Source organism: Amycolatopsis granulosa, from assembly GCF_011758745.1.
In the GTDB taxonomy this organism is placed as follows: domain Bacteria; phylum Actinomycetota; class Actinomycetes; order Mycobacteriales; family Pseudonocardiaceae; genus Amycolatopsis_E; species Amycolatopsis_E granulosa.
The window spans coordinates 3285698-3300035 of record NZ_JAANOV010000001.1 but is presented as its reverse complement, the minus strand read 5'-3'; the positions used below and the strand labels follow the sequence as shown (position 1 = coordinate 3300035).

Genomic DNA, 14338 nt, shown 5'->3' with positions numbered 1-14338 from the left:
CATGGGGATGGAGTTCCCCAGCGAGGTCAAGTGGCTGCTGCCCATCGTCGTCGGCGAGCACTGGCCGGAGGGCGATGAGGACAAGCTGCGTGAGGTCCGCGACGCGTGGCTGGCGGCCCGGGACGCGCTCGGGCCCGTGGTGGACAAGGCCAACGGCGCCGCGGCGGAGGCGCTGAGCACCTGGACCGGCCAGCCGGCGATCGAGTTCCAGAAGATGTGGGACAAGTTCGTCACCGGCGACGAGGCCTACTTCGTCAACCTGGCCGGGGCGTGCGAGGCCCTGGCGCGATCGGCCGACGCGACGGCCCTCGACGTCGAGTACACGAAGTACATGATCATCGCCTCGCTGGTGATCCTGGCGATCCAGATCGCGGCGATGATCGCGGCCGCGGTGGTCACGTTCGGCGTCTCCTCGGCGGGCATCGTGCCCGCGCAGATGGCCACCCGGGTCACCGTGCAGATGGTCTTCAAGCAGCTCGTGCAGAAGCTGCTGCAGGAGGGCTTCCGCAAGGTCGCGATGCAGCTGCTGAAGCGGGTCGCCAAGGACGTCCTGATCAACGTCGGGATGAACCTGGCGCTGGACGTGGGCATCCAGGGGCTGCAGGTCGCCAAGGGCGACCGCAAGCTGTCCGACTGGGACGTCGACAAGACCACCGGTGCGCTGGCCAGTGGTGTGGCGGGCGGTGTCGCCGGGGCGGCCGGGCACGCCGTGCCGAAGGGTGCGACCAAGGGCCTGCAGGACAGCATCGCGGGACAGATCGCCGACCGCGCGGTGCGTGACGGTGTGCGCGGAGCGGTGGAAGGCGTCGCGACGACCGTTGGGCAGGCCGCCCTCACCGGGGACCTCGACCAGCTGAGGGCCAAGGACGTGGCGATGGGGGCGTCCGCGGGAGCCGTGGACCGCGCCACCGGCGGCGCGAAGGACCAGATCAAGGAGATCCGGGGCTTCAACGCCGACATCCGGGCGGGCAACATCAAGGTCGACGGGCCACCGGTGGACGCCGGTTCGTCGTCCACGCACTCCGGTGGGTCGTCCGAGGGATCGTCGTCGGGCTCGGGTACCGGCTCGTCCGCCGGTGGTGGGCACTCGGCGGATGCGGGCTCGCGGTCGGCAACGGGCGGGCCGCCCGCCCGGGAGCCCGTGATGTCCGGCGCCGGCCACGGCACGGGATCGGTGTCGCACGCGCTCGCGAACGACCACGTGAGCGGCCAGGCGGCGGCGGTGGCCGACGCGCCGCGATCCACCGTGGACGCGGCCCCGGCGCCCCAAGGCCCCGCGGGCACCTCGAGCCACGCCGTCAGCGGTTCCACGACCGGCAGCCCGCCGTCCGGACCTCTGGGTGGCGCGCCTTCCGGCTCGGCCGCTGGTCCCGCCGGGGCCGGCGCGGGCTCGCCGGGTGGGCCGTCTGCCGGTGGGACCGGGTCCTCCGCCGGGTCCGGTGGCGCTTCCGTCGGCTCCGGTGGATCGCCGGGAGGACCACCGCCGCGTACTCCGGTCGCCGACGCCGGCGGTGCGCCCGTGCAGCGGGCGGACCGGATGCCCGTTCCCGCGGGCGGTCCCCCGGCGGCGCCGGGCAGTGGGTTCGGGCCGAGCGGCCCGACGACGCGTCCGGACGGTGTGAGCGCCGGTCACACCCCGGGCGGCTTCGGCCCGGCCGGGGGTGCGCCGTCGCCGTCCCAGCACGGTGACCGGGGACAGCAGTCGCCGCAGCAACAGCCGCCGCCCGCGGCGCCGGTGCAGGGTTACCCCGGCGCCGGTCCCCAGGGCCCCCTACAGGGCGGCCCAGTGCAGGGCGGCCCAGTGCAGGGCGGTCAGCCGCCGCGTGGTCCGCAGCCCGGGCCGGTCGGGCGTGGGCCGGTCGGTCCACCGCAAGGCCGCTCGCCCCAGGGTGGGCCGCCGCAATCGGGCGGACCCGCGCACGGCGGCCAGTCGCACGGGCGCCCGCCCCACGGGGCTGGGGGACAGAGCACCCCGCACGGCGGCCACCTCCAAGGCCGGCCGCCACAGCCCGGCCCCGTCCACGGCACGCCCAGTCACGGCGGCCCGATGCACGGTGGTCCCGTGCAGGGCGGTCCCGTGCAGGGCGGCCCTGTTCAGGGTGGTCCAGTCCAGGGCCGCCCGCCGCACGCGGGCTGGAGCCAGGGCCCACCGGTGCAGGGGCATCCCCCGCAGAGCGGGCACCCGTACGGCGCGCCCTCCCCACAGCACCCGTTCCAGCAGCACGGTGGCCGTCCCGGTGCGCCCGCCGACCCGCGCTGGATGCTGGCGCGGCCGCCGGAGCAGCCGGTGCCCAGCCACCGGACCGGCCCCGAAACACCGCGAACCGAAACACCGCGAACCGAGGCGGCCCGGCCCGCCGAGCAGCCCGCGCCGAAGCACGCGCCCGAGCGCAGCCCGTTCGACCCGCCGCAGGACACCGCGACCCCGCCACGCGAGCACGTGCCCTCCGGCGAGGGGCCCGCTCCCGAACACAGCCGCACGGACCGGGACAGCGACGACGCGTCGCCGCGGCGTGACCGTCCCGTCGACGAGCCGTACATCGCGGACCCGGAGTTCCGCACGCACAACCGCGCCGACTTCGACGCCCTGGGCGAAGCGCAGCTCGCCAGCGGCATCGTCGATGCGCGGACAGGCCGGCTCACGCACGAGCACGAGTTCCTCGAAGCGCTGGCGATGCGCGACCTGGACGCGGCGCTGCGGCACATGACCGACAACGGCGCGTACGCCGTGCACAGCTACACCTCCAGCGCCGTCTTCCACGAGATCAACGAGGCGCTGCGCACCGGACGCAACCTCGGCGAGGTCCTGCCGCAGATCCGGGCGCTGGTCTCCGGTCTGCACGAGATGCCGCCCTACCAGGGCGAGACGGTGCGCCGTGTCAACGTCTCGGGCGAGGCGGCGGCGATCGTCGCCTCGCGGTACGAGCCCGGCAAGGTCGTCGTCGAGTCCCAGTTCCTCAGCTCGAGCCGCCCCGATCTCGGCCGTCCGAAGTGGCCCGGCGACGTCGAGATGATCATCGAGGGCAGGACCGGGCGGCACATCGAGTCGCTGGCCTCCAACAAGGCCGAGCACGAGGTCCTCTACAAGCCCGGCACCCAGCTGGTCGTCAAGGACCGGTTCGAGGTCGAGACCCCGGGCGGCGGCAAGAAGTGGGTGATCCGGCTCGAGGAGATCACCCCGGACGACCCGCGCTTCCTCCCGCCGGACGCCGCCAAGCAGCAGATGGAACACAACCGCGCCGTGGCCGACCAGCAGGCGGCGGAGATGAAGGCCGCGGCCCGGCGCGACTTCGCGCGCATGTTCGGACTCGACGAGCCGGAACCGGAGCCGACGTCCAGCGAACGGTCCGATGTGGACACCCCGAAGCCGCGGAAGCTCGGCGAGCCGCGCAACGGGTGGGGCGATATCCGGCGCTCGTCCGACGTCGTCGGGGAGCCGGCCATCCACGCGGGCAGCACCGACCCGGTGGACCCGAGCGTTCAGTCCACCGGGCCGGCGGCGCCCACCCGCAACGCGCACCAGGAAGTGCGGTTCCTGCGCGAGCACCTGCCGGAAATCGCCGACGTCAACGTGCGTGGCTACTACGCCGACGGGATGCCGGCGCACTACCGGACGAACTCGGCCGAATCGGTGGTCGCGTTCGAACGCCGCATGGCGGGCCTTCCCGCCGAAGCCGGCCCGGCCAAGCTGGACGATCCGCGTGGCCGGGACTACCTGGCGCGTCGGCTCGGCGGCGAGTTCCACCAGCTGCCGGACTACGACAGCGCGGTGCGCGAGGTGGCCGGCCAGCCGGTCGGGTCGCGGGCCGTGCTGTCGGTGGACACACCGGACGGTCAGCGCGCCTTCAGCGTGGTCCACACCGAGCACGGCGTGGCGCTGGTCGACCCGATGACGAACCGGCTCGCCGACCTGCCGCCGAACCCGTCCGGCGTGCACCTGATGCCCACGCACACCGGCGACGGCACCCCGCTGTCCAGCCGGAGTGAGCCGACCCCGGCCGCCGAACCGGCCCGCAACCGGATCCAGGAGCTGCTCGGAGGAGCCCCGGAACGCACCGAACCGGTCCGGACGGCCGCCGACGGCAACGCGATCCGCAGCCGGCCGGAGGGTGAGCGGCCGACGCCGGCCGGGTGGAATCCGTTCCGCCGCGCCCAGCCCCCGGCCACCACACATGGATACCAGCAGCCCCCGCCCCACCAGGGCGGACCGCACCCGCAGCACGGTCAGCCGAACCAGTTCGGGCCACCCCCGGTCCAGTCCGCCGGGCCGCACCAGCAACCGCCGGTGCACAACCCCTACCAGCAGCACGCGCCGCTCCAGCCGGAGCCCCCCGGGCACGCGCCCGGCCAAGGGGTGAAGCTGGGGAAGCAGCCCGCGCCCTGGTCGAACCTGGCCGGCACGTCTTCGCTGCACAGCCTGCCGGCCATCCACGCCGGAACCGCCGGGGTGCACGAACGCGCCTACGTCGCGGACCGGCACCCGGAGCTGCCGAACGTCAACCCGAACCGCAACCTGATCAACGCCACGGACATGGGCTTCTGGCACAACTGCACGCGTTGCGTCGTCGCCTACGCGCAGCGTCTGGTGGGGATCGACGCGCAGGCCACCCCGGTCCTGCCGAAGGACATCCCCGGCACCGCCGCCGTCCGCATGAAGTGGTTGGAGGACCAGCTCGGCGCCGAGTGGGTGCACGGCATCGGCAGCTACGACAACGCGATCGCACGCGTGTCGGAGATGCCGCCCGGTTCCCACAGCGTGATCTACGTGTCGTTCAAGGGATCCGACGGGTCCGAGCTCGCACACGTCGCCCTCGCCGTCAACGCACCCGAGGGCGTGGTGTTCATCGACCCGCAGAACGGCGGGCTGATGCACCTCCCGGACAAACCGACGCACATCAGCCTGCTGCCGTTCTGGTCGCTCGCGGAGAGCAACGGGCAGGCGGCCAATCCGCAGCTGGCGCTCCAGCACCGGACGCTGAACCTCAGGTTGCCGCAGGCGCCCCCGCCGGACGTCCAGACCCCGCCCACGCCGGTGCAGCAGTTCCCGGAGGCTCCGCACACGACAACCCCGGTGCAGCAGTTCCCGGAAGCCCCGCACCCGACCACGCCGGTGCAGCACGGTTCCGTCATCCCGACCGTCCCCGACGTCCCGGGGCCGACCGCGCCGGTGCACCACGCTCAGCAGCTGCCGGTGCCCCCGCACGCGCCGGTGCCCCCGCATCCGCCGCATCCGCCGCAACCACCGGTGCCGCCGCACCCGCCAATGCCGCCCCAGCCGCCCCCGGCACCCGGCCGGGCCGCGGATGTTCCGGACGACGGCGCCCCGCGGCCGGAGCGACCGTCCGAACCGGACCGGCCCCGCACCGCCGACCGGCTGCCGCCCGAGGACGACACCGTCGTCGTGGGGGGCCGGACCATGCGCATCGAGGACGCCTTCCAGCGGCTGCTCGACGAACACCCCGAGCTGCGGGACGCCGTCGACAACAACCCGGGCTTCCGGCACCTGCTGCTGACGAACCTGGGTGTCCTCGTCAACCTGATCACCTACCCGGACGCGATCCCGGTGGTGCAGGAGGCGTGGGACGAGCAGCTGCCGATGCCGCGGTTCCCGGACCACGTCCCCGGGCTCGCTCCCGGCGACCAGCCCGCGCAACCGCACGAGCCGCAGCCGCCCGGCTCCGCGCCGGGCAGCACCGGCGGCGCTCCGGGGCTGGGCACCGGTGCCGGCGAGGCGGTCCAGCCCGGGTTCGACCACTCCCGTGCGGCCGACCCCGGCTACTCCGACGCCTACCTGCACGACCGGCTCGACCAGGCCGCCACGGCCCGGCGGCAGCTGGACTCCGCGCTTGGGCCCATCGCCCAGGCAGTCGGTGGCACGGCCGTCCCCGCGACGTCGCCCAGCTGGGCGGACCTGCGGCAGAACCTCGCCGGGTTCGACGGCGACGCCTCCCGGCTGACCGGTCTCGCCAAGGCCGGCCTCCAGGTCGGCAGCGCCGACGACGCCTACCAGGCAGCCACCCAGCTGGCCGCGGCACCGGGCGTGGAGGTCCTGTCCACCGAGGACCGCCTCGCCCACGGGGGCGGTCTGGACCTGCAGGTCCGCACCTCCGACGGCACGGTCGGCGCGGTCAGCGTGATGCCCTTGATGCCCGTGATGCCGCCGCTGCCCGGGATGCCCGCACCCGGCGGTCCGAGCCGTGAGGGCAGGCACCGCAAGCTCGACGGCCCCGAGCAGCCCCTCGCGGAGGAGCCCACCGAAGTGCCGACGCCGCAGTACTTCAAGTGCTTCAACAAGACCTACCGGGTCGACCGGGACGGCGACGGCAACCTCACCGGCTATCTGCTCAACGTGCGCACCGGCGAGTTCGAGGAGAACGGCGCGCACCTGGAGAAGGTCCTCCAGGACGAGCTGCCGTCGCACTTCCGCGCGCTGACCGAGGCGGAGTTCATCGCGGAGACCGAGCGCGAGCGCGCGTTCTACCTGCGCGGTGAGGGCCCGGTGTTCGCGCTCTACGCCACCATCGAGGGCATCCGCACGCAGGCCGAGGAGCAGAGCCGGGCGTTGACCACGCAGGAGGAGTCGTTCATCGCTTCCGTGCAGCGGCGCACGTTCGGCATGTGGGCGGCGCAGCCCGCGGGTTCCCGTGCACCTCCATCCTCGCGTGAGCTGGCTACAGTGAGCGGCAGTACGGACAGGCCCGGGGAGGCAACGGCAACCATGGAGCCGTATCGCCCGTTGCTCGTGCGCATCGGCACGCTCGCCCGCGCCGACGCACCGGCCGGATGGGAACGCATCGAGCTGCACTTCCGCCAGATCGGTGACCACGCGGAGCTGGAGCCGATCGCGTTCGCCCGCGGTTCCGGACACACCTACCCGGCGGCGGGCGAGCTGATCACGGCGTTCGGCGAGCTGCGGCGGGCGATGTCCGAGCCGGGCGCGGGCGCCTGGCTCCAGGCCCGGTACGCGCTGCACCCGTCGGGCGAGTTCGACCTGGACGTCAGCACCACCGCCCGGCCGTGGTGGCAGACGCCGCCGGACGACCTGTGCGCCGCGCTCGAGGCAGAGCTGGAAGCGTTTCCCCGTGCCCCGGAGCACCTGCCGGACTGGTGGCGTCGCGCCGCCGGTTTGCCGCTGGCCACCACGTTCCGGCACGCCAGGGTGGTTGACTCCGGCGACGACGGCGCCCCGGTGCTGGGACGTCCGCCGGTGCCCGAGGACGAGGTCCCCGCGCTCCTGCGGTACCTGGAAAGCCAGCCCGCGGTGCTGGTCGGCAGCGGTCTCGGCCCGGACATCTTCAGCGGCGGCAGCGAGTCCGACGTGCCGGAGAGCTACCACACCGACGGCACGTGGATCTGGCACGCGTCGGTGCCGCACTACCTGCGCAAGTACGGCACGCCACCGGAGCCGGACTTCCTGGCGCACATCCGGGGCCAGGACTTCCAGCCACCCTATGTCGACAAGTTGACTCGGCGCACGGCGGCGGCTGATCTGCTCGGCCGGTCCCGGCCCAGGGCCGATCCCGCCGACGCATTGCCGACCAGCGGGGACATCGCGGCCGAACTGGAAACGAGCACCGATCCGGCACTGGAGGACGCTGCTCTGCTGGTGGTGCTGGCGCACCGGCTCGCCGAGCACGGCGTCTGGCCCGCCGCCTACCGGCTGGCCTCGCGTGCCGACGGCGCGTGGTGCCTGAACCCGACCGACCGCGGCTGGGAGGTCGCCCGCTACGCCGGTGACGTGCCGGTGCGCCCGCAGTACTTCGAGCGGGCCGAGGACGCTGTGCAACACCTGCTCGGCGCCCTGTTGCTGCACCCGGCACGGATGACCGGCGGAGCCGAGACACCGCTGGAGACCTCCGCCGAGCTCGCGGACTGGCCGATCCAGCCCGCCGACGGCGAACCGCCGCTGACCCTGCTGCGCAACAAGCGCGTCGTCCGCCTGCCCGCGGCGACGGTCGTGCTGCGCTTCGGCGACGAGAGCGGCAACCTGGTCCACCACGACGAGACCCGCTTCCCGGCGACCTCGCTGCCCATCGAGCGGGATCGCGCGGAGCGGCGCTACCGGCTCCGGCGCACCCTCGCGGTCGTGCTCGGCATCGCGATCCCCTGGGCGAACCTGCCCGGCGGTGGCGTCGCGTACGTCCTGCCGAAACCGCTGAGCGAGCACCTGGCCGACGGAAGCCTGGAAAGGATCGAGTAGTGGAAGCGGCAGAAGCGGTCGCGCTGGTCGAGGGGTGGCTGCGCGAGGTACACGGGCCGGGTGCGGACCTGCGCGTCGATCACGCCAATCTCGTCCGGCGCCCGGAAGGCTGGTACGTCCCCTACAACTCGACCGGCTACCTCGACCGCGGCGACCCCGGCGAGCGGATCGTCCCGCCACCGGCCCTCATCGTCCGTGCCCCGGAGGGCGACCTGCGGCACGCTTCGCCGGTCAGCGGCGGGCTGAGCATCCCCGCCCAGTACCCCGGCCGCGACCACTGGGCCGAGCTGGTCGACCCCGAGTACGCGGGCGCCGGCCTGGGCCGTCTCGGCGTGCCGCTCGCGGCGGTCATGGGCTGGCGGCGTTACCTGCCGGACGGCACCGAAACCGGCGATACCCGGCCCAACCCGGAGTACCGCACCGGCCCGGGCCGCCGGGGTTACCCGATGCCGTGGACCACGCTGGACCAGCTCGTCGAGTTCCGCCACGTCGGGTGGCTCGACCAGCGGAAGTTCGTCATCGGGTTGCTCGAGGAGAGCGTACTGGTGCCGCTGGCCGACGGACACGTGCGGCACCAGTCGGTCCGGGACGGCCGCCGGACGGTCGAGCTGTGGACGTCGTCGCGCTTCTTCCCGCCGGGCAGCCGCGAATGGTTCTTGCTGGACCCCGTCACGCTCCTCGACCACGTGCCGGAAGCCGACCTGATCATCCACGGCCCGTGGCAGCTGCCGGTCGAGGTGACCACCGAGGAGATCCGCGCGGCGCACGCGGAGTTCCCGCGCCACGGCGACAAGATCGAGGTCACCGGCGAGTGCGTGGAGGGCTCCGCGGAGCTGCGGCGCTGGGCCGCCGGCACCGCGGCCCGGATCGGCCTGCCCGAGCCGGTGCCGCTGCCCGTCGACGCGGGCGACAGCGCGCGTGCCCACGGCTTCGAGCTCACCACCGACGAGTGCTACCGGGTGGTCACCGGACGATCGTGGGTGCGGCGCATGAGCATGGCGCTGCCACCGCGGCCGCCGCACGACCCGAGCGCGTTCGGCCTGGCCCCGGGGTACGACGACGACGGCAGGCCCGCGCTGCGGGTGGATTCGTTCGGCAAGTTCGCCGAGGTCGGGCAGGACACCAACTTCAGCTGGCAGCGGCTGCTCGGCGCGTACGTGGGGTTCGCGCTGGGCGAGGCGCTCGGTGTGCCGGTGGACCGGCTCAGCCGGGAGGAAATCGTGCGCGCGCACGGGCCGGACCAACTGACCGACCTGGTCCCGGCGTTCTCCGCGCCCGGGCAGGCCGGGCCGCTCACCCAGCGGCTGCTGTTCCTCACCGAGGCGGTCCTGCGCGGCGGCGTGGACGCGGTGCCCGAGGCGACCGCCCGGTGGCGGCACACGCAGGGCGAGCCGGTACCGGACGTCGCGGGGTGGCTGCCGCAGCTGAGCGAGCTGCACGCCGTGCGTGACCCCGACCCGGCCGACCTGCGCTCGGGCCCGGCGGTGCTGCTCGGCGCCCTGCCCGGCGTGCTCACCGTCGGCGGCCCGGGTGAGGTGCCCTTCGGTGCGTCCGAGGCCGCGGTGCGGGCCTTCGCGGCGCTGCCCGGGTCGGACGAGAGCGACCTGACGTTCGCCGTGTTCCTCGGTCTGCTGCTCGAACGGTCGCTGGAACGCCATTTCAGCCCGGCGCTGTGGGTGTCGGTGGGGCCGGTGCTGCGGGACCGGGAGGGGCCGCGCTGGGACGCGGTGCGCGAGCTGGCCGAACAGTCGGTGATCGCGATCCCGGAGCGGGGCATGTACCGCATCCCCGACCCGGAGGCGATCGGCGACGGCCTGGACACGCCGTCCGTCCTGGGTCGCGCCCTCGCGGCGGTGACCGGGTTCGAGAACAACCCGGAGGTCGCGCTGCTGCGTGCGGTGAACCACTCCGGGCGCAGCGCGCTGACCGGTGCCGTCGCGGGCACGTTGCTCGGGGCACGCAACGGCGTGCCCGGCCTGCCGCGGCAATGGGTGGACCAGCTGGAGCTGCGTCCGCTGATCGAGCGGGTCGTCACCGACGTGGCCCGCAGGTTCGACGGGATCCCGGAGGGGGAGGAACAGCAGCGATGGCTTCGGCGCTATCCGGCGATCCGGCCGTGACGGTGCAGCGCTTCACCGACTGGAAGGCCGTGCTGGACGAGGAGTTCCGGCGCGACGAGTTCCCGGGTCTCGGCACCCCGGAAGCGGCGATCGTGCGATGGATCGAGGTCGACGAGCGCGAGCAGCCGACGGGCAACGTCCGGGAGAACCCCGCGCACGTGCCCGGGCCGGTGTGGCGCGGGCTGCCGCCAGGCACCACGCCCACGGCGAAGCTGACCGGGATGCGCCGGGTCGGCTGGATCGACGACGCGACCCTGCGGCGGCAGCTGCTCGACTGCGAAGTCCTCGTCCCGCTCGACGACGACGGCGCGCCCGCCCGCCACCGCACCCCCGACGACCGGATCGCCGTGCCCGCCTACACCTCGACGGCCACCGTCCCGCCCGGCGTGCGCCGGTGGCGGCGGATCCGGCCCCGGGACCTGTTGCGGCCGGAGGCGGGGGAGACCCTGCTGGACCTGGACTCCGGGCACGTGCTGGCGATGACCGTCGACCTGGCCGACGAGGTCCGCGCCGCCGACCGGAACCCGGATCGCTTCGTCGACGAAACCGCGCCCGAGGTCTCCCCGCGCATCACCGGACTCGCCGCCCGCCTCGGGGCCGAGTTCGACCTCGAACCCGGTCTCGTCGCGCGGCGGCTCGAAACGGCCGCGACCTGGTCGCGGCAGAACGGCTACGAGCTCGACGCCGGCGAGTGCGAGCGCTACGCCCGCGGATACGCCCGGTGGGTGGGCAACCTGCGGCTGCGCCACGCCGGGCGGCCGGTCGAGTGGCCCGCCGACCTCGCCGCGAACGGCCTCGTCCAGCACTACGACGACAGCGGCAGGCCCGACCCGCGCCCGTGGACGCTGGGCAAGTTCCACGACACCGGCACGCCGTCGGGACTGTTCGCCTGGCACCGCGTCGCCGGCGCCTACACCGGGTTCGCCATCGGCGAGTGCCTCGCCCTCGGCACCGGCGACGTGACCGGACCGATGACGCGGCAGATGCTGCGGCACACCGAGACCGTGTTGCGCGGCCTGCCGTTCATGAACGTCACGGGAGAGGTGCCCGCCGGGTTCCCGGCCGCGCCGAAGCCGGACAGCTGGCTCTCGGTGGCGCTCGGGCCCGGTCCGGAGGCGCCGCCGAACGCGCTGACCGCCGCGCTCGCCGCGACCATGACGGCCGGGTTGGAGCTCGAAACCACCGGCCCGCCGTACCAGCGGGCGGTGGCCGGGGCGCTCACCGGCGCCGACGGCGAGAACAGCACCGCCGTCGAGCTGCTCGTGCGAGTGCTCAGCAAGCTGCTGACCCGCAGCGAGGTGCCGTGGCCGTTCCACGCGGTGCTGGCCGACCTGCGGGAGGCGCGGCAGGCGCCGTTCGACGAGATCGCCGCGATCGTGCTCGCGCTGCGCGACGGCCGGGACATCCCGGACGCCGAGCAGATCGAGACGCTCGGCGATCCGGCGAGTCCGCTCGCGGTGGCCGCGCGCGCCGTGTTCGCCGCGACCAAGCGGCACTACGACCCGGCCCTGGCCATCCAGGTCGCCGCATCCCAGTCCGCCGACCCGCCGCTCGCGGCCGCGCTCACGGGCGCGCTGATCGGCGCCCGCGTCGGTGTGCCCGGCCTCCCCGCCGGCCTGGTCGGCGCACTGGGGCCGCTGGGCCTGCTGGACAACATCGCCAACGACGTCTACCTGTACTTCAACCTGTACGGCGTCGCCCGGAACAAGTCGCTGCAGGAGGCGTGGGTCCGGCGCTACCCGCCTGGCTGAGTTTGGCGGGCCTTTTCCAGCAAGCAGGGGGACAGCAGTGCGGTATCGAGTCGAGCTGGCGCATCGCCCGGACGGGTTGCACGCCGTGTGGCGGGGGCGCGTCTTCCCCGCGGAACGCTCCAGCGCGGACGGGACCGTCCTGCTCGTGACGCCACCCGGCGAGGATGCGCCCGCCGGCTTCGACGAGGAATTCTCCGGCCGGCCGGCGCGGGTCGTGCCGGAAGCCGACGTCGCCGCGGCGTTCAGCCTGCAGACGCACTGCCTCTTCGACGACGACCTCTACCGCATCGCCCCGGGGGAAGGGCTGACCCTGCGCTGGAACGGGACCGACGAGGTCCGCGCGCGGCAGCTCGGGTTGCGCGAGTTCACCACCACGGCGACGGAAGCCGGGATCACCGCGATCTGGCAGGAACGGCACGACTTCGCGACCGGGCCGCGCCCGCCCGTCGAGGCCGCCCCCCAGGACCTGGTGCGCGACATCGCGCGGCAGCTGCGCACGGTCGTCCCGGACGGCTGGGAGCGCATCGCGGCGCAGTTCCGCCAGGTCGGGAACTACGCCGAGATCGAGGTGCGCGCGGCCGGCGAGGGCGAGTCGGTGTCGCTGCCCGCGTCGCCACGGCTCGGGCAGCTGTTCAGCGATCTGCGGGCCGCGATGTACCAGCCGGGTGCGGGCACCTGGTGCACGGGCACCTTGACGCTGGTGGCGCCCGCCGAATTCAGCTTCGGCTACGACTCGGCCGCGGAACCGAACTGGCGGCGGAGCCCGGCCGGCCGCCCGACAGCCGGCTCGTACGACGCCGAGCTGGCGCGGTTCCCGCGCGAACGCGACCAGGTTCCGGACTGGCTGGCGGCGAGGGCCGGGCTGCCGGTCCACGTGTCGTTCCGGCACGTGGCCGTCGTGGACGCACCGGGCGAGCCGCCGGTGGTCAACCGGCGGGCCCTGCCGCCGGAAGAGGCCCGCGCCGTGTTCGACTACCTCTTCCGCGCACCGGTGGCGGTGAGCGCACCGAACCGGCTGCCCGACCTGTTCGCCCCCGCCGGCCCGCCGGACACGCCGGACGCCTTCCACACCGACGGGGTGTGGATCTGGGCCGCCGCGGTACCGCACTACCTGCGGAAATACGGACTGCCGCCGCAACCGGAGCTGATCGAGCACATCCGTGCGCAGGGCTACCGGGTGCCGAGCGTGCCCGTGCACCTGCGGGCCGCGGCGGAGGCCGAGCTGCTGGGCAAACCGCTGCCACCGCAACCGGACGCCGGGGACGTCGACGCGGTGACGCGCACCGAGCGCGGCGAGGACCCGCCGCACGGGTTGCGGGCCTCGGAGGTGCTGACGGTGCTGGAGCGACGGCTCGCCGAGTACGGGATCGCGCCGTCGGCGTACCGGATCGGTGAGCGGGCCGACGGCGCCTGGAGCCTGCGGCGGACGGAGCAGGGCTGGGAGGTCACGGCCCCGAACGGTGCGGCTGCGGCGACGTGCACGCGGGTCGAGGAGGCGGCGCGGTTCCTGCTCGGTTCGCTGCTGCTCTACCCGGTGCGGGTGGTGGACGATTCGGGCGAGTGGCCGGTCGCGCCGCTGCGCGGCGAGCCCCCGCTGACGCTCTACCGCGCGAAGCGGCTGGTCACGCTGCCCGTGGGAACGACGGTGGTCCGGTTCGGCGCCGAGACGGGGAACCTGCTGCACGAGGAGCACGCGCGGTTCGCCGAGACGTCCCTGCTGCCGGAGCGGGAGGCGCAACGGGCGCGGTACCGCGTGGCGCGTCCGCTGCGCGTGCTGACCGGCGTGACCTTGCCGTGGGGGGTGCTGCCCGGCGGCGCGGTGGCGTACTTCCTGCCGCACCCCGTCGGACAGCACGTCGAGACCGGCGCGCTGGAGCGGCTCTAGGACTCGCGGCCCTCCAGCAACTCGGCGATGTGGCTCATGCCGCCCGCCATCATCGCGAAGCCGTTCCGCATCTCGGTTTCCATCCGCTCCAGGTGGTCCTCAACCCGGTCCAGCCGGTCCTCGACCCTGCCCAGCCGGTTTTCGACCCTGCCCAGCCGGGCTCCCTGCTCGAGCTGCGTCTCACGCAACGCGTTGAGCACCTTCGTGTGCGCCTGCAGCTGCGCCTTGAGGTCGCCGACATCCCTGGACGCGGCGGTCGCCAGCACCCTTGCGGCCGCGGCATCGTCACGAGCTTCCCGGGCGATCTGCAGAGCCTTGATGGCGAGTCTCCGGGTTTCGTTCTGTTCCTCGGTCATGCGCGGCAAGTTATCCACCGCGGATC

At 74.0% G+C, this 14338-nt stretch carries 5 protein-coding genes and 1 pseudogene; 5 read left to right on the top strand and 1 reads right to left on the bottom strand.

Annotated features, from left to right (window positions below; all coding sequences use genetic code 11):
• Position 1: 1 nt before the first annotated feature.
• From FHX45_RS28635 to FHX45_RS16020, 5 genes and pseudogenes are all read left to right on the top strand, one after another.
• Positions 2–4849, top strand: a pseudogene (locus tag FHX45_RS28635) (WXG100-like domain-containing protein); the annotation flags it as partial.
• 1869 nt (positions 4850–6718) lie between these two features.
• Positions 6719–8200 carry a TNT domain-containing protein gene (locus FHX45_RS28630; RefSeq protein ID WP_341771654.1) on the top strand — a complete coding sequence of 494 codons (1482 nt, stop codon included), beginning with the start codon at positions 6719–6721 and terminating at the stop codon, positions 8198–8200.
• A complete protein-coding gene (locus tag FHX45_RS16030; protein WP_167102089.1) occupies positions 8200–10320 on the top strand; it encodes an ADP-ribosylglycohydrolase family protein in 2121 nt (706 codons plus the stop codon). The genes FHX45_RS28630 and FHX45_RS16030 overlap by 1 nt, the downstream gene beginning before the upstream one ends.
• Positions 10287–12071, top strand: a complete 1785-nt coding sequence (locus tag FHX45_RS16025; RefSeq protein ID WP_167102086.1) for a hypothetical protein — start codon at positions 10287–10289, stop codon at positions 12069–12071. The genes FHX45_RS16030 and FHX45_RS16025 overlap by 34 nt, the downstream gene beginning before the upstream one ends.
• Before the next feature lie 37 nt (positions 12072–12108).
• Complete coding sequence (locus tag FHX45_RS16020) at positions 12109–13956, top strand: glycohydrolase toxin TNT-related protein (RefSeq protein WP_167102083.1); 1848 nt, start codon at positions 12109–12111, stop codon at positions 13954–13956.
• Here FHX45_RS16020 and FHX45_RS27800 read toward each other — a convergent pair.
• Positions 13953–14312 (bottom strand): hypothetical protein, encoded by a 360-nt coding sequence (locus tag FHX45_RS27800; RefSeq protein WP_208405948.1) that lies wholly within the window; start codon positions 14310–14312, stop codon positions 13953–13955. The genes FHX45_RS16020 and FHX45_RS27800 overlap by 4 nt on opposite strands.
• Between the last annotated feature and the right edge of the window lie 26 nt (positions 14313–14338).